Below are 16,021 nucleotides of genomic sequence, written 5' to 3'. Positions count from 1 at the left end.
CCGCGTCACGGAGTAGGCGCGGCGGTGGCGATGCGGGCCAGCACGACATCATCGACGTCCTCCGACACGACCGCATCCACCCTGCCGTTCGCATCACGGCGGAAGCGCAGCGGCCCCAGGCCGCCGTCCATGGCGAACAGGGTGTCGTCCAGCGGGACCAGTTCGGCGGGCGGTTCGTCCGCCGACTGCGCATGCAGGCGACCGTGTTCGAGCGTGACGCGTAGCGTCCAGTCGTAGCGTTCGACACGGTAGGTGCCGACATAGTCGCGCAGCGTCGCCTCCGGTACGGCGACGCCCTTCTGCTTCACCCGCTGGTTGATGTTGCCCAGGCCATGCGCCTGTCCGCACACGGCGCACATCGTGGGTGGCGCCAGGTTGCTGATCGCATGCGCGACCGGGTGCCGGGTCTGCAGGAACGCATGCAGCGCCTCGAGGTCCTCGTCGCTGAGATGGCGGAACGCCACCCACGGCATCACCGGATGCGTCAGCCCCTGCTTGCCGGTGCGAATCAACGGGACGAACGCCGTCGCGTCGTAGTCGATGCCGGTGGCATGGGGGGTCAGGTTGGTGCTGTAGATGTCCCTGCCATCCCGCGAGATGGCATTGCCGCCGGCGAACGCGCCCGGCAACTGTTTCGCTTCCCACAGTGTGTGGCAGCCGCCGCAATCGCCGACGGCCGCCAGATACCGCCCGCGCTCCAGCGGACTGTCGTCGGCCGGGCCGGACACAGGCGCGGTGATCGGCATGGGGCGGCCGACGATGCGCTGCACCTGCTCCTCGGAGAGCTGCGTGCGTGGCAGCGGATTGCGGATGGCCGGCAGCGAGCGCAGGTAGACAACGACCGAGGCGAGGTCTTCATCCGACAACATCGAGAACGACGGATACCACATCTGGGGATGCAGCGGCCGTCCGTCATGGCTGATGCCTTCACGGATCGCCCTCGCCAGCATGTCGTCGCTCCAGCCGCCGACGCCGGTCTCCACGTCGGACGTCAGGTTCGGCGCGACCAGCCGCGTCGCGCCTTCGTCCTTCCATACATGTCCGGCCATGGTTCGGCTCTGCACGGGCGGCGCGCCCGGCTGCCCCCAATCACGGTCGGAATGGCAGAGCGCGCACTGCAGGATGCCGTCGGCGAGGTAGCGCCCGCGTTCGCGCCGCGCCTCGGTACGCTCGAACGTGCGGTCGGTCAGCGGGCGAACGCGCAGGCCGGGCAACGGCGGTTGCTGGACGATCGTCGGCAGCACGGGGTTCGATGCCGCGGGCACCGCCCGTTCACCGCAAGCGGCAAACAGGATGACGCAGCAGGACAACAGCGCGGTCCACACACACAGGGCAAGGCGCATCGGACGGCTCCGTCGGTGGCATGTCCGAAGGGAGCCAACGCGGCGGACGTCCCGACAAGGACACCGCCGGGCATCTCGTCAGGCGGCGGCGATCGCCAGCACGTCGTCCAGCAATGCGGCGGCGGTGACTTCGGCGCCCGCACCGGGTCCCTGCACGACCAGCGGCTGCTCGGGATAGCGGTCGCTGTAGATGGCGACGCGGTTGTCGGTGCCGCCACCGCCGCACAGCGGGTGGTCCAGCGGCAGTGCCTGCAGGCCCACGCTCGCGCGTTCGGCATCGAAGCGACCGAGGAATCGCAGGCGCGCGCCGTTGCGGTAGGCGTCCTTGAAACGCGCAGCGAGCGGCGCATCGAGATGGACGAGCGCACTGTCCAGATCGGACAGCGGCAGCGCGGCCAGGTCCGCCGGCACCAGCGAGTCCACGCGCACATCCTCGGACTGCAACGGCAGGCCGGCGGCGCGCGCCAGGATCAGCAGCTTGCGGCGCACGTCCTCGCCGGACAGGTCCACGCGCGGATCGGGTTCGGTGTAGCCGCCCTGCCGTGCCTGGCGGACGAAGCCGGAAAACGCGCGCATGCCGTCGTAGTGGTTGAACAGCCACGCCAGCGATCCCGACAGCACGCCCTCGACGCGATGGATGCGGTCGCCGCCGGCGACGAGGGCGCGCAGGCTGCGCAACAGCGGCAGGCCGGCGCCGACGGTGGCGGCATCGCCGTAACGGGCGCCGGACTCTGTACGCGCGCGGCCGATCGCCTGTGCGCGGGCCAGCGCACCGCCGATACCGAGCTTGTTCGCCGTCACCACGTGCACGCCGCGCGAGAGCCATTCCGCGTGCCGGTCGGCGACGCTGTCGCTCGCGGTCGCATCGACCACGATGTCGCCGGCCCGCAGCGCCTCGCCTTCGGCCCACGGCGGTACTGCGTCGTTACTGACAGTGGCCAGCCTCGCGTTGTCCAGCGCCTGCTGCGCAGCGCCCTCACAGGCGTGCAGCGCGCGCGAATTGGCCAGCCACGCCAGCGCCGGCAACGGCAGCGCGCGATCCTGCAGACGCTGGTAGCGCGCGACGAACGCACTGCCCACCACGCCGGTGCCGAGCAGCGCCAGCTTCGGCGCAGTGCGCGACGCGGTCGCGAGCCGGACGACGGTGCTCATGCGTCGGCGAGTTTGCGTTTGGACTCGGCGGCGACGGCTTCGGCGCGCGCCAGCGCGGCGGTGAGGTCGGCCAGCAGATCGTCGGTCGCTTCGATGCCGACCGACAGGCGCAGCAGGCCGTCGGAGATACCGGCCTTGGCGCGCGCCTCGGGCGTCATCGCGGCATGCGTCATGGTGGCCGGGTGCGCGACCAGGCTTTCCACGCCGCCCAGCGATTCGGCCAGGGTGAAATAGCGCAGGCCTTCGACGAACGCACGCACCGCTTCCTCGCCACCTTCCAGTTCGACGCTCAGCATGGCGCCGAAGCCCTTCTGCTGGCGCGCCGCGACGGCATGGCCGGGATGCGACGCGAGACCGGGGAAATAGACCTTCGACACCACCGGGTGCGCGTCGAGCAGCGCTGCGATGGCGGTGGCGTTCTCCTGGTGCGCGCGCAGGCGTGCGTCGAGCGTGCGCAGGCCGCGCAGGGTCAGGAAGCTGTCGAACGGCGAACCCGTCAGGCCCAGCGCATTCGCCCACCACACCAGCTGCTGGTGGGTTTCCTCGTCGCGCGCGATCACCGCGCCGCCGACCACGTCGCTGTGGCCATTGATGTACTTGGTGGTGGAGTGCAGCACGATGTCCGCGCCGAACGCGATCGGCGTCTGCAGTGCGGGCGACAGGAAGGTGTTGTCGACCACCGTGCGCGCGCCGGCCTTGTGCGCGGCGTCGATGACGAAACGCAGGTCGGTGATGCGCAGCAGCGGGTTGGACGGCGTTTCGATCAGCACCAGCGTCGGCGACTGCGCCAGCGCGTCGGCCAGCGAGCGCGGATCGGTCAGGTCGGCGGTGATCAGCTCAAAGTGGCCCTTCTTCGCCAGCGCGTTGAACAGGCGCCAGCTGCCGCCGTACGCATCGTGCGGCACCACCAGGCGGTCGCCCGGCTCCAGCAGCGCGTTCAGCACCAGCGTGATCGCGCCCATGCCGGTCGCGGTGATGACGGCGCCCGCGCCGCCTTCCAGTTCGGCCAGCGCGTCGGCCAGCAGGTCGCGCGTGGGATTGCCGCTGCGGGTGTAGTCGTACTCGCGCTTCTGCGCGAAGCCGGCGAAGCTGAAGTTCGACGACAGCACGATCGGCGGCGTCACCGCGCCGTAGGCGGTGTCGCGGTCGATGCCGGCACGGACGGCGGCGGTGGCGGGACGACAGGGCGCGTCGGCGTCGGTGGGGATGTAGCTGCTCATGCGAGGTCTCCGGCGGCGCGCAGGGCCGAGGTGAGGATGGAATCGATGCGGTCGGTTTCTTTCAGGAAGGCGTCGTGGCCGTAGGGCGAGCGCAGCACGCGCAGCTGGCCCAGCGTGGCGAGGCCTTCGACCAGCGAGACGGAATCGGACAGCGGCACCAGGCGGTCGCCTTCCACCGCGACCACCAGCGTGGGCACGCGGACATCGGCAGGATCGACGCGATGCAGGTCGATGGATTCGGAAAGGCGCACGTAGGCGGTGACCGGCGTGCGCGCGACGTACTGCGCGCCGGCGGCGTCCAGATAATCCTCGGCGGCCACGCGCACGCGGCCGTTGACGATCTCGGGTGCGGTGTCGAAACGCTCGCCGAACTCCTCCGGCGTGCGGTAGCTCAGCATGGCGAACTGGCGCGCCAGCGACAGGCCCTGCGCATCGGCGCACTGCAACTGGCCCAGCGTCACCGCACGGCGCTGCAGCGCGCGCCAGGCGGCAGCATAGGGATGCGCGCGGTGCGCGCCGCTGACCGCAACCAGTGTCTTCAGCCGCTCGGCATGGCGCACGGCGAACTGCAGGCCCACCAGCGCGCCATAGGAATAGCCGACGAAGGCCTCCAGCCGCGGAATACCGAGCGCCGACAGCAGCTTGGCGATGGCATCGGCCTGGTCGGCGGTGTCGATGGGAGCGTCGAGGCGGCCGTCGGCGCCGATGAAGTCGAAGGCGAGCAACTGGCGCTGCGACGGATCCAGCGCGCGATCCTCGCCGACCAGCTCGTTCAGCCAGCCGCTCTCGGGAAACACGTCACTGCCCGCCAGGTGGCGATGCGCGGAAATGCCGCCGGCGACGAACACGACGGGCGCGCCGACCGGACCCTGCAGCTCGTATCGCAGCGTCACCGCACGGGTACCGGCGTGGCGCATCGCCAGTTCCACCACCACTTCGCCGCGCAGCGCGCGCGGACCGTCGTCCTGCGTGGACGACAACGGAAAGCCTTCGATCGACGAGGGCTCGGGCAGGCGGTTCAGGGCGGGACTGGCGTAACTCATGGCGGCATCCGGTGGCGGTGTCCCAGGCGGGACGGGACTGCACCACCGAGCTTCGCGGAGCTCGCGTTCGCCGTGCGAGGGCACGGTACGAACCATCTTCCGGCAGACGCTGGGGTCCCCGCAGGATTTGGCACCACCACGGCGCTTGCGCGTCGCTGGCTGCCCCGGCTTCTTCGGGCCTGTCCCTCTGCCGGTCTCGATGGTGGACGTACTGTGCCCACCCGCTTTCCGGATGTCAATCGCTTTATTCGGATGAAGCGATGAAGTTTGACGGACGTCGCCCTGCCGGCCGGTGCGGCGATGCCGCATAATTCCTCACATGACCCGGAATCTCCTCTTGGGCGGCCTGTGCGCAGCCTTGCTCGCCGCCTGTTCCACCGCCCCCCTGCACACCTCCACGCCCCCCGCGCCGCCGCCGAAGACCGCGGCCGACGCCGTCATCGCCGAAACCTGGGTGTCCACGCCCGTGGCCGGCGACGAACTGGACTCGCTGGCCGCCTGGCCGACGGAAGACGGTCAGGTCTGGCTGATCGCCACGGCCAAGGCCGCCCACCAGTTGGCCATCTACGACGCCGACAGCGGGGAACGGCTGCGCACGGTCGGCGCCCCCGGCAGCGCGGTCGGCCAGTTCAACCGTCCCAACGGCATCGCCGTGTTCGGCGACCTGCTGTTCGTGGCCGAGCGCGACAACCACCGCGTGCAGGCGTTCCGGCTGCCGGAATTCGCCCCGCTGGGTGCCTTCGGCGCCGACGTGCTGCGTTCCCCGTACGGCCTGTGGGTCCACGAGACCGCACCGGGCGAACTGGAACTGTTCGTCACCGACAGCTTCATGGCCGACTTCCGCACCATGACCCTGCCGCCGATGGAAGAACTGGATGGCCGGGTGAAGCGTTTCCGCGTGCGGGTGGAAGAAGGCGGGAAGCTGGAAGCGCGCCTGCTGGGCCAGTTCGGCGACACCGGCGCGGCCGGCGCCTTGCGCATGGTCGAGTCGATCGCCGGCGATCCCGCGCACGATCGCCTGCTGATCGCCGAGGAAGACCGTCGCGTGGGCTCCACGCTGCGCGATTACCGGCTGGCGACCGGCACCTACAACGGCCACAGTCTGCCCACGTTCGATGCCGATGCCGAAGGCATCGCCCTGTGGTCGTGCAGCGTCGACAGCGGCTATTGGGTCGCGGTGGACCAGCTGATGCCGACCCGGTTCCGCCTGTTCGATCGCGCCACGCTGGCGCCTGCCGGCGTGTTCTCCGGCAAGGTGACCTCCAATACCGACGGCGAGACCGTCTACGCCGTCCCGACCAGACGCTTCCCCGCCGGCGCGCTGTTCGCGCTGCATAACGACGAATCGCTGGCGGCCTTCGACCTGCGCGACATCACCCGCGCGCTCGACCTGCAAGGCGACTGCCCGCGGTGAACGCACGCCTGGTGGCCCTGGCCTGCGGCATCGCCGTGCTGGTCGGCAGCCTCGGCGACGCGGACGCCGCCCGCCTGTACCGCTGGAAGGACAAGCAGGGTTACACGCAGTACGGCGACCAGCCGCCTCCGCCCGAGCAGCTGGCCGGCAGCGGCGTGGACGTCATGCGCTTCCGCAACCCGCCCAGCGCGCTGGTGCGGCTGCGGCTGGAGAAGCAGGGCCTGCGCTACCAGGCATGGGCCGACAACCTGATGCATGGGCCGGTGGAAGTGCAGCTCGGCTTCCGGCGCCAGCGCGACGTCCGCAGCGCTCCCAGCCTGCCCGCCCGCGTCGTGGTACCGGCGCGCAGCAGCGTGCTGGTCGCCGACATCGACGTGACCGACCCGCTGCGCGGCGGCGATTTCGAGCTGACCCTGGACGGCATGCCGGGCGATCCGGCCAGCCGGCCGCAGGACTACGAGTACCGCCTGCCGTTCGACTACGGCCGCGTGCGCGTGGATCAGGGGCCGGGCGGGCGCTTCAGCCACAGCGACCCGCAGAACCTGCATGCGGTCGATTTCGCGGTGCCCGAAGGCACGCGGATCGTCGCCGCCCGCGAGGGCCTGGTGATGCAGGTGGAGTCGGACTTCGACAAGGCCGGCCTGAACCGCGAGAAGTACGGTGGCCGCGCCAACTTCATCCGCATCCTGCACAGCGACGGCAGCATGGCCCTGTACGCGCACCTGAAGGCCGAAGGCGTGCAGGTGCGCGTGGGCCAGTACGTCACCAAGGGGCAGTACATCGGCCTGTCCGGCAATACCGGCTTCTCGACCGCGCCGCACCTGCACTTCGTGGTGCAGGCCAACCGCGGCATGCGGCTGGAGTCGGTGCCGTTCCGCATGTTCGGCCCGCTGGGCCAGCTGCAGTTCCCGTCGGGCCGCTGAGCCGGCGGCAGCCCGCCGGCCGGTATAATCGCCGCCTTCCCGCTCCTTCAGCGCCCGCCCGGGCGCCCGCCCCATGTCCAATCCGACCAGCGCCGTGGCCAGCGAAGCCACGCGTCGCCGCACCTTCGCCATCATTTCCCACCCCGACGCAGGCAAGACCACGCTGACGGAAAAGCTGCTGCTGTTCGGTGGCGCCATCCAGATGGCCGGCTCGGTGAAGGGCCGCAAGGCCGCGCGCCATGCGACGTCCGACTGGATGGCACTGGAAAAGGAGCGCGGCATCTCCGTCACCTCGTCGGTGATGCAGTTCCCGTACGAAGGCAAGATCGTCAACCTGCTCGACACGCCGGGCCACGCCGACTTCGGCGAGGACACCTACCGCGTGCTCACCGCGGTGGACAGCGCACTGATGGTCATCGACGTGGCCAAGGGCGTGGAAGAGCGCACGATCAAGCTGATGGAGGTCTGCCGCCTGCGCGACACGCCCATCATGACCTTCATCAACAAGCTGGACCGCGAGGGCAAGGACCCGATCGAACTGCTGGATGAAGTGGAAAGCGTGCTGGGCATCCAGTGCGCACCGGTGACGTGGCCGATCGGCATGGGCCAGCGCCTGAAGGGCGTCGTGCACCTGCTGACCGGCGAAGTGCACCTCTACGAGCCCGGCCGCAACTTCACCCGCCAGGATTCCACCATCTTCCCGTCGCTCGACGCACCGGGGCTGGAGGAGAAGATCGGCAGCGAAATGCTGTCCGCGCTGCGCGACGAACTGGAACTGGTGCAGGGCGCCAGCCACCCGTTCGACAAGCAGGCCTACCTGGACGGCAAGCAGACGCCGGTGTTCTTCGGCTCGGGCGTCAACAACTTCGGCGTGCAGCCGCTGCTGGACTTCTTCGTCGAGCATGCGCCGTCGCCGCAGGCGCGGGAGACCACCGGCCGCGAGGTGCAGCCGGACGAAAACAAGCTGACCGGCTTCGTCTTCAAGATCCAGGCCAACATGGACCCGCAGCACCGCGACCGCGTGGCGTTCATGCGCGTGTGCTCGGGCCGCTTCGAGGCCGGCATGAAGACCTTCCACGTACGCAGCGGCAAGGAGATGAAGCTGGCCAACGCGCTGACCTTCATGGCCAGCGACCGCGAGATCGCGGCGGAGGCGTTCCCGGGCGACGTCATCGGCATCCATAACCACGGCACCATCTCCATCGGCGACACCTTCACCGAGGGCGAGGCGCTGTCGTTCACCGGCATCCCCAACTTCGCGCCGGAACTGTTCCGCCGCGCCCGCCTGCGCGATCCGCTCAAGCTGAAGCAGCTGCAGAAGGGCCTGGCGCAGTTGTCGGAGGAAGGCGCGACCCAGTTCTTCCGCCCGCTGATGAGCAACGACCTGATTCTCGGCGCGGTCGGCGTGCTGCAGTTCGACGTGGTGGCCTACCGCCTGAAGGACGAGTACGGCGTGGACGCCTCGTTCGAGAACGTCAGCGTGGCCACGGCACGCTGGATCCGCTGCGACAACGCCAGGAAGCTGGAAGAGTTCCGCGACAAGAACGCGATGAACCTGGCGCTGGACGCCGCCGGCGAACTGGTCTACCTGGCACCCACGCGGGTGAACCTGCAACTGGCGCAGGAACGCGCGCCGGACGTGCAGTTCCTGGCAACCCGCGAGCATGCGCACAGCGTCGACCTGGGCTGAGCGCGCGTGCGTGAACCGGTCGTCGAACAGTCGATGGCCGCCCCATGCAACCCGTGCTGCATTGCGGTAACGTGACGCCATGAGTGAGCCGACGCCCTTCCAGACCCTGCGCGCCCGCAAGCGGGCCGACCATCTGGTCGACCTGCGCGACGAGATCGCCAGCGCACTGACGCATGGCCTGGGCGCCGTCCTCGCGCTGGCCGGCGGTGCGGTGCTGATCACCCTGGCCGCGGTCCATGGCGATGGCTGGCAGCTGGGTGCGTCGATCGTGTTCGGCGTCACCCTGCTGCTGCTCTACACCGCGTCCACGCTGTACCACGCCATCCAGCATCCCGTGGCGAAGGGTCGGCTGAAGGTCTTCGACCACTGCGCGATCTACCTGCTGATCGCCGGTACCTATACGCCGTTCACCCTGATTGGCCTGCGCGGGCCATGGGGCTGGGGCCTGTTCATCGCCATCTGGACGATCGCCATCGCGGGCGTGATCTTCAAGCTGTTCTATACCGGCCGCTTCAAGCTGCTGTCGACGATCCTCTACATCGCGATGGGCTGGCTGGTGGTCGTGGCGATCAAGCCGCTGCTGACCTCGGTCGATCCGTGGACGCTGGGTTGGCTGCTGGCAGGCGGGCTGTTCTACACGCTGGGCACCTTCTTCTACCACCGCGAGTCGATCCGCTACTCCCACGCGATCTGGCACCTGTTCGTCATCGGCGGCAGCGTCTGCCATTTCGTCGCCGTCACCCAGCAGGTACTGTCGCCGCGCCTGGCGTGAACCACGCTTCCACGTTCGTGTCCCGCGCATGAACCGCTGAGCGCGCGTTTCGCGGTACGTGAACACGCGGTCCCCAACCATGGGGTCATGAATGCAGCGCCTTCCCCACGTCGCCGCTTCGCCCTGCGCCCACTGTCGCGCACCGGTGCGATCGTCCTCGGCGTACTGGCGGCGGCGATCGTGGTGGTGGCGATCCTGTTCGAATGGAACTGGCTGCGCCGGCCGATCGAATGGGTCGTCGAGAAGCAGACCGGGCGCAGCTTCCATATCGCGGGCAATCTGGATGTCGACCTGGGCAGGGTGACGACGGTGCGCGGCGACGCGCTGACGTTCGGCAATGCCGCGTGGTCCAAGGTGCCGACGATGGCGGCGGCCGACCGCGCCGAGGTGAGCGTGGAAGTGCTGCCCTTCGTCTTCAAACGCGAGACGCGCATCCCCCGCATCCATCTGACGCGCCCGCAGCTGCGGCTGGAGAGCGGACCCGATGGGACGGGCAACTGGGTGTTCGGCGACACGAGTGGCGAAAGCCGCATGACGTTCGGCGACCTCCGGATCGACCAGGGCCGCCTGCTGTTCCTCGACCCGAAGGCGAAGACCGATGTCGACGTGACGCTGGGCAGCGCCAAAACCTCCGCCCCCGATGAAGCCTCGGCGGTCAACGTCGACGGCACGGGCCGCTGGGCAGGCAACCGCTTCACGCTGGCCGGCCAGGTGGCGTCGCCGCTGGCGCTGCGCGACACCGACAAGCCCTACCGCATCGACCTGCGGGCGACCGCGGGCCCGACCCGCGCCCATGCGCGCGGCACGCTGCTCGATCCGTTCCGTCTGCGCGATTTCGATCTGCAGCTGATGCTGGCCGGCGAGGACATGGAGGACCTGTTTCCGCTGATCGGCATCGCGACGCCCCCCACCCCACCGTATCGTCTGGATGGCCGCTTCACCCGCGACGGCAACACGTGGCGCTACGACGGCTTCACCGGCGTGGTCGGCGACAGCGATCTCAGTGGCTCGGCCGCGGTGACCGTCGGCCGCGAGCGTCCGTTGCTGAAGGCCAATCTGGTCTCGAAGCGCCTGGATTTCGACGACTTGGCCGGCTTCGTCGGCGCACCGCCACAGACGGGGGGCGACGAAGCCAGCAACGCCGAACAGCGCGCGAAGGCGGTCGCGCTGGCGGCGGACGCCCGCCTGCTGCCGGATACGCCCTACGACCTGACCAAGCTGCGCGCGATGGACGCGGACGTGCGCTGGAAGGCGCACCGCATCAATGCGCCCAGCCTGCCGATCGACGACATGGATGCGCACCTGCTGCTGGACGCCGGCCTGCTGCGACTGGAGCCGCTGAACTTCGGTGTCGCGCAGGGCGACATCCGTTCGCAGATCCGGATGGATGCGCGCAACGACACCATCCGCACGCAGGCGAAGATCGCCATGCGCGGACTGGACCTGGGCGAGCTGTTTCCACAGGCCGAACTGACCAGGAGCGCGGTCGGCCGCATCGGCGGCGACATGACGATCGCAGGCACCGGCAATTCGATCGCCGGCATCCTGGGCACGGCGGACGGTGACATCGCCGTCGGCATGGGCCGCGGCCAGATCAGCAACCTGCTGATGGAGCTCGCGGGCCTGGATATCGCCGAGGCGCTGAAGTTCCTCATCACCAAGGACAAGACGGTGCCGGTGCGTTGCGCCTTCGGCGACTTCGCGGTGAAGGACGGCGTGATGCAGGCGCGCACGCTCGCGTTCGACAGCGCCGACACGATCATCGTCGGCAAGGGTCAGATCAGCCTGAAGGACGAGACGCTGGACCTCGAGATGCGACCACGCCCGAAGGACCGCAGCATCCTGGCGCTGCGCTCGCCGCTCGTGGTCGGCGGCACGTTCAAGGATCCCTCGTTCCGTCCCGACTTCAAGCGACTGGGCGTGCGCGGCGCGGTGGCCGTGGCACTGGGCACCATCACGCCACCGGCCGCCCTGCTGGCCACGATCGAGGTCGGGCCCGGCGAGGACAGCACCTGCGGCGGGCAGTACGCGAAATGAGGCGACTCAGCTGGCGATGTAGCGCTGCAGCTGGTCCAGTTCGACCTTCTGGTCCTCGATGACCGCCTTCACCAGATCGCCGATGGAGATGACGCCGACGATGGTCTCGCCGTCTGCCACTGGCAGGTGACGGATGCGGTGCTCGGTGACGACCTGCATGCAGTGGTCGACGCTGTCGTCCGGCCGCACCGTCACCACCTTCGAGGTCATGATGTCGCGCACCGGCGTATTGGATGACGAGCGGCCCTGCAGCACGACCTTCCGCGCGTAGTCGCGCTCGGACACGATGCCGCACAGCCGCGGCCCCTGCATCGCAAGCACCGCGCCGACGCCTTTCTCGGCCATCAGCCGGATGGCGTCGAGCACGGAGGCATCGGGCGATACCGCGAAGACTTCAGGGGCCTTGGCCCCCAGCAACTGACGAACCGTGCGCATGGCGATCTCCTGGATGGGGAGCGGGTCGATCGGGTCCGGCCAAGGATACTCCTGCCGACGCAGGTTGCCAGGCGTCCACCAGATAGAGCGGTCGCTGCTTGGATTCCTCGTACAGGCGCCCGAGGTACTCGCCGATCAGGCCCAGCGCCACCAGTTGCACGCCACCGAGGAACAGGATCACCGTCATCATCGTCGGCCAACCCGCGACGGGATCCCCGAACATCAACGCCTTGCCCACGATGTAAAGGGCAAAGGCGAAGGCCAGCAGCGCGGTCAGCACGCCCAGGTAGGTCGCCACGCGCAACGGCGCCGTGGTGAAACTGGTGATGCCCTCGAGCGCGAAGTTCCACAGTTTCCAGAACCCGAAACTGCTGCTGCCCGCCACGCGGGCCTCTCGATGGTAGGGCAGCGACTTCTGGTTGAAGCCCACCCAGCCGAACAGGCCTTTCATGAAACGGTGGCGTTCGCGCAGTTCGCGCAACGCGGCCAGCGCGCGCGGCGACAGCAGGCGGAAGTCGCCGGTGTCGGCGGGGATCGGCGTCTTCGACAATCGGCCGATCACGCGGTAGAACGCATGCGCGGTGGCGCGCTTCAGCCAGCCTTCGCCGTCGCGCTCGATGCGCGTGCCATGCACGTTGTCGTAGCCGGCCTGCCATTCGCGCACGAAGTCGCCGATCAGCTCCGGCGGATCCTGGCCGTCGGCGTCCAGGATCACGGCCGCGCCGCGGTCGATGCGGTCCAGGCCCGCCGTCAATGCGGCCTCCTTGCCGAAGTTGCGCGACAACCGCAGCACCGACACGCGGGGATCGGCCGCGGCGAATGCCTGCAGCACTGCCCAGGTGGCATCGCGACTGCCGTCGTCGACATACAGGACGCGTCCGTGGACGACTTCCAGCGCATCCAGCGCCGCCATGACGCGCGGGTGCAGCAGCGGCAACGCTTGCGCTTCGTTGTAGGCAGCCACCACCACGGTGACCTGCCAGGGTCCGTCGTTGCTCATTGCAGTGCCTCGAGGTACCCGGCGCCACCGATCTGCCGGACCTGCCGTTGGATATTCGCGGCGCGGCGCTGCACATAAGGCCCCGGCCGATGCGCGCTGTAGCGGCGCGGCGCCGGTAATACCGCCGCGAGGCGGGCGCTCTCGTTGGCGGTCAGGCCCGCGGCATCCTTCCCCCAGTAGCGTCGCGCCGCCGCTTGCCCGCCATACACGCCGTCGCCGAACTCGGCGACGTTCGCATAGACCTCCAGGATGCGCGTCTTCGGCCACAGCGCCTCGATCAGCACGGTGTACCAGGCCTCGAGTCCCTTGCGCGCCCAGCGCGTGATGCGGTTGCTGCCCTGCCAGAGGAACACGTTCTTCGCCACCTGCTGGCTGATGGTGCTGGCGCCGCGGATGCGCGTCACCGGCCGGCCCCGCTTCTCGGCACGCTCGACCATCTTGCGGTTGTGCACGCGCGCCTTCTCGATCGCATCCAGGTCGAACCCGTGATGGCTCGCGAAGTTCTGGTCCTCCGCGGCGACCATCGACAGCGGCAGGCTCGGCGACATGCGGTCCAGGTCACGCCAGTCGTAGGCGATGCGGAAACCGAAGTCGCCCTGTCCCCAGGCTTCGAACATCCGCGCCGCCATGAATGCGGTGAACGGCGGATCGACGAAGCGCAGAACCGCCACCTGCAGGATGCTGGCAGCCGCGAACAGGAAGGGCAGCGCCAGCAACCAGCGGACCCAGCGGCGCTTGCGTGGCACCTTGGCGGTCGACGCAGCGCTCATCGGGCCAGCCGGATCTTGAGGATGGTATCGGTTGCCCCCATCGTGGCGTTTCCCCTTTGAGCGTGTGATCGCCGGCATTATGCCGAGACGCCCGCCCGCCCCGCATTCCCCTGCACGGATTCCCATGACCACCGACGCTTCCACCGACGCCCTGACCCGCTTTCTGCTGCCCGCCGCCGGCGTCCGTGGCGTCGCCGTCCGGCTGGACGAGACCTGGCGGACAGTGGCCGGACGTGCCGACTACCCTGCGTCCGCGCGCGAGCTGCTGGGCGAGGCCAGCGCGGCCGCGGTGCTGTTCACCGGCCACACCAAGGTCGACGGGCGCCTGTCCATCCAGTTGCGCAGCCAGGGCAGCCTGCGCAGCCTGTTCGCCGAATGCACCGCGGCGGGCACGGTGCGCGGCATCGCGCAGGTTTCCCCTCATCAGGATGCGCCCCGCGACCTGCGGGCTCTTGGCAACGACGCCCTGCTGGCCATCACCATCGAGAATCCCGGCCTGGACCCACGCGAGCCGCAGCGGTACCAGAGTCTGGTCGGCCTGGAGGCGAGCCGCCTGGCGGAGGCGTTCGAAGACTACTTCCGCCAGTCCGAGCAGCTGCCCACGCGCCTGCTGCTGGCAGCGGACGGCGGCCGGGCCTGCGGCCTCATGCTCCAGAAGCTGCCCGGCGACGAGGGCGACGACGACGGCTGGAACCGCGCCGGCGCGCTTTTCGACACGTTGGGGGAAGCGGAGCTGCTCGCCACCCCCGTCCCGGACCTGCTGCACCGCCTGTTCCACGAAGAATCCCTGCAAATCCTGACCCAGCGCCCAATTCGCTTCGGCTGCTCTTGTTCGCGCGAGCGGGTCGAGAGCATGCTGCAGTCGTTGGGGGAGGAAGAGGCGACGGCCGCGCTGGCCGACGGGGTGGCCGAAGTGCGTTGCGAGTTCTGTGGGCAGGAGTACCGGTTCTCCACCCTCCAGATCGCGGAACTTTTCAGCCAGCCCAGGGTCGAGGTAGACGCGCCCATCCGACTGCAGTGATCCGGCGGTCGGATGGCCGCCACGGGGACTTGTTAAAGAATCATAAACGGCATAGCATCGGTTCCCCTTCGGGAGGGGAACTCCGGGTAGACCCAGGAGTCTGAAGCCAGCCATGAATCTGCGTAGCCTTTCACTGTCGCTAGCCCTGTTGCTCGCCTCCGGCGTGGCAACGGACGCGCATGCACAGAAGGCCTCACGCAAGCCCGCCGCAGACCCTCAGGCCACCGCCCTGCCGATCTGGAACAACGACGGCAAGGTCGAGGCCGTGCTCCTGCTCGAACCCACCGGCCAGGCCGAAGCCGGCGCCCGCTGGCGCCTGGGCCGCAACTCGCTGACGACCGCCTTCGGACTGGAGAGCGGCGATGAACTGGGCCTGGTCTGCAATCGCAAGGCCGGCGTGGTCGGCAACATCGGCAATCTCGCAAGCCACTGCATGCTGGCGACGCTCGGCGACGATGATGATGCTACGACGAGCCAGCGCGTCAGCGCTTCCGCGATCCTGAGCCGCCCTGGCGGCAAGCTCGGCCTCTCGGCAGGCACCGGCCGCGACACGCTGCCTGCCTGGCTGTCGTCCGGCCGCGGCACCGGTCGCGTCGAACAGAATGACCTGACCGTATTCGGCCAGAAGAACATCGGTCGCGAAGGCTTCGTGTCGATCGGCGGCGCGGTGGCGAAGGCCACCCTGGTACCCGCCTCGGACCTGCCCGCCCTCGCCGATCGCTGGAACAGCCGCAGCCTCTCCGTCGGTGGTGGCTACGGTCCTTTCAGCGCCAACATCATCGGACGCGTCATCGACGTCCCCGGCCAGCCCGGCAAGTTCGAAGGCCTTGGCTTGGGTCTTACCTGGCGCACCCCGTGGAGCGGACAGCTCACCGTCGGTGCCGAGAACGTCATCACCCGCGGCAAGAACCCCTTCTCGCTGACCAACGAGAACGCCGACGAAGGCACCGTGCCTTACGTGCGGTACGAGCAGGACCTCTAAGCGTCCACTGCTCCCTGCTTGCAATACGCTCCCGCATTGCCGCGTCGCGGTAATCGCGCCGCTTCGACATGATCGAAACATCCTCGGCATCGCGCCGTCGAATGCGTGCGGCCTGACACAGCGTGCGCGGCATCACATTTACGTAACTCGACTTACATCCGACCTCCTTCGACCTTCACGCGGGTTTAATTATTGTTAAAAGCCGACTAGTATCCGGTC

The 16,021-nt window shown here is 68.9% G+C and carries 14 protein-coding genes and 1 riboswitch; of the genes, 7 read left to right on the top strand and 7 right to left on the bottom strand.

The window, feature by feature from the left end; all coding sequences use genetic code 11:
• Nucleotides 1–5: 5 nt before the first annotated feature.
• The 4 genes from ACGHX3_RS04230 to ACGHX3_RS04215 form a co-directional block, all read right to left on the bottom strand.
• Nucleotides 6–1,343: a DUF3471 domain-containing protein gene (locus ACGHX3_RS04230; protein WP_394696507.1), complete on the bottom strand. Its 1,338-nt coding sequence runs from the start codon at nucleotides 1,341–1,343 to the stop codon at nucleotides 6–8.
• Between the two features lie 78 nt (nucleotides 1,344–1,421).
• The gene (locus tag ACGHX3_RS04225; RefSeq protein WP_394696506.1) at nucleotides 1,422–2,495 is read right to left on the bottom strand and encodes a homoserine dehydrogenase; all 1,074 of its coding nucleotides are present in this window, start codon (nucleotides 2,493–2,495) and stop codon (nucleotides 1,422–1,424) included.
• The gene (locus ACGHX3_RS04220) at nucleotides 2,492–3,715 is read right to left on the bottom strand and encodes an O-succinylhomoserine (thiol)-lyase (RefSeq protein ID WP_162339084.1); all 1,224 of its coding nucleotides are present in this window, start codon (nucleotides 3,713–3,715) and stop codon (nucleotides 2,492–2,494) included. The genes ACGHX3_RS04225 and ACGHX3_RS04220 overlap by 4 nt, the downstream gene beginning before the upstream one ends.
• Complete coding sequence (locus ACGHX3_RS04215) at nucleotides 3,712–4,758, bottom strand: homoserine O-succinyltransferase (protein WP_394696505.1); 1,047 nt, start codon at nucleotides 4,756–4,758, stop codon at nucleotides 3,712–3,714. Before ACGHX3_RS04215 ends, ACGHX3_RS04220 begins: the two co-directional genes overlap by 4 nt.
• Before the next feature lie 89 nt (nucleotides 4,759–4,847).
• A riboswitch (SAM riboswitch) is annotated at nucleotides 4,848–4,964 on the bottom strand.
• Between the two features lie 113 nt (nucleotides 4,965–5,077).
• Between ACGHX3_RS04215 and ACGHX3_RS04210 the strand changes: the two genes are divergently transcribed.
• From ACGHX3_RS04210 to ACGHX3_RS04190, 5 genes are all read left to right on the top strand, one after another.
• Complete coding sequence (locus ACGHX3_RS04210) at nucleotides 5,078–6,172, top strand: phytase (protein ID WP_394696504.1); 1,095 nt, start codon at nucleotides 5,078–5,080, stop codon at nucleotides 6,170–6,172.
• A complete protein-coding gene (locus ACGHX3_RS04205; protein ID WP_394696503.1) occupies nucleotides 6,169–7,095 on the top strand; it encodes a peptidoglycan DD-metalloendopeptidase family protein in 927 nt (308 codons plus the stop codon). Before ACGHX3_RS04210 ends, ACGHX3_RS04205 begins: the two co-directional genes overlap by 4 nt.
• A 73-nt stretch (nucleotides 7,096–7,168) precedes the next feature.
• Nucleotides 7,169–8,785, top strand: coding sequence for a peptide chain release factor 3 (locus ACGHX3_RS04200; RefSeq protein WP_394696502.1), 1,617 nt, complete (start codon nucleotides 7,169–7,171; stop codon nucleotides 8,783–8,785).
• 79 nt (nucleotides 8,786–8,864) lie between these two features.
• Nucleotides 8,865–9,557 (top strand): hemolysin III family protein, encoded by a 693-nt coding sequence (locus ACGHX3_RS04195; RefSeq protein WP_213600964.1) that lies wholly within the window; start codon nucleotides 8,865–8,867, stop codon nucleotides 9,555–9,557.
• Between the two features lie 87 nt (nucleotides 9,558–9,644).
• A complete protein-coding gene (locus ACGHX3_RS04190) occupies nucleotides 9,645–11,594 on the top strand; it encodes an AsmA family protein (RefSeq protein ID WP_394696501.1) in 1,950 nt (649 codons plus the stop codon).
• A 6-nt stretch (nucleotides 11,595–11,600) separates the two neighbouring features.
• Here the strand turns inward: ACGHX3_RS04190 and ACGHX3_RS04185 are convergent, their stop codons facing one another.
• From ACGHX3_RS04185 to mtgA, 3 genes are read right to left on the bottom strand one after another with little or no spacing between them, the layout of a single operon-like run.
• Nucleotides 11,601–12,029 carry a CBS domain-containing protein gene (locus tag ACGHX3_RS04185; protein WP_313926978.1) on the bottom strand — a complete coding sequence of 143 codons (429 nt, stop codon included), beginning with the start codon at nucleotides 12,027–12,029 and terminating at the stop codon, nucleotides 11,601–11,603.
• The gene (locus ACGHX3_RS04180) at nucleotides 11,989–13,029 is read right to left on the bottom strand and encodes a glycosyltransferase family 2 protein (RefSeq protein ID WP_394696500.1); all 1,041 of its coding nucleotides are present in this window, start codon (nucleotides 13,027–13,029) and stop codon (nucleotides 11,989–11,991) included. The genes ACGHX3_RS04185 and ACGHX3_RS04180 overlap by 41 nt, the downstream gene beginning before the upstream one ends.
• Nucleotides 13,026–13,799: a monofunctional biosynthetic peptidoglycan transglycosylase gene (gene mtgA, locus ACGHX3_RS04175; protein ID WP_394696499.1), complete on the bottom strand. Its 774-nt coding sequence runs from the start codon at nucleotides 13,797–13,799 to the stop codon at nucleotides 13,026–13,028. Before mtgA ends, ACGHX3_RS04180 begins: the two co-directional genes overlap by 4 nt.
• A 124-nt stretch (nucleotides 13,800–13,923) precedes the next feature.
• Here mtgA and ACGHX3_RS04170 point away from each other — a divergent pair, with 124 nt between their 5' ends.
• Together ACGHX3_RS04170 and ACGHX3_RS04165 are read left to right on the top strand one after the other, a co-directional pair.
• Nucleotides 13,924–14,820, top strand: a complete 897-nt coding sequence (locus tag ACGHX3_RS04170) for an Hsp33 family molecular chaperone HslO (RefSeq protein WP_394696498.1) — start codon at nucleotides 13,924–13,926, stop codon at nucleotides 14,818–14,820.
• A 148-nt stretch (nucleotides 14,821–14,968) separates the two neighbouring features.
• Complete coding sequence (locus ACGHX3_RS04165) at nucleotides 14,969–15,802, top strand: hypothetical protein (RefSeq protein ID WP_213601129.1); 834 nt, start codon at nucleotides 14,969–14,971, stop codon at nucleotides 15,800–15,802.
• Nucleotides 15,803–16,021 lie beyond the last annotated feature (219 nt).

Source organism: Pseudoxanthomonas japonensis, from assembly GCF_043632995.1.
GTDB classification, from domain to species: domain Bacteria; phylum Pseudomonadota; class Gammaproteobacteria; order Xanthomonadales; family Xanthomonadaceae; genus Pseudoxanthomonas_A; species Pseudoxanthomonas_A japonensis.
Note: the sequence above shows the minus strand (reverse complement) of the source record. Positions and strands in the feature narration are given on the sequence as shown.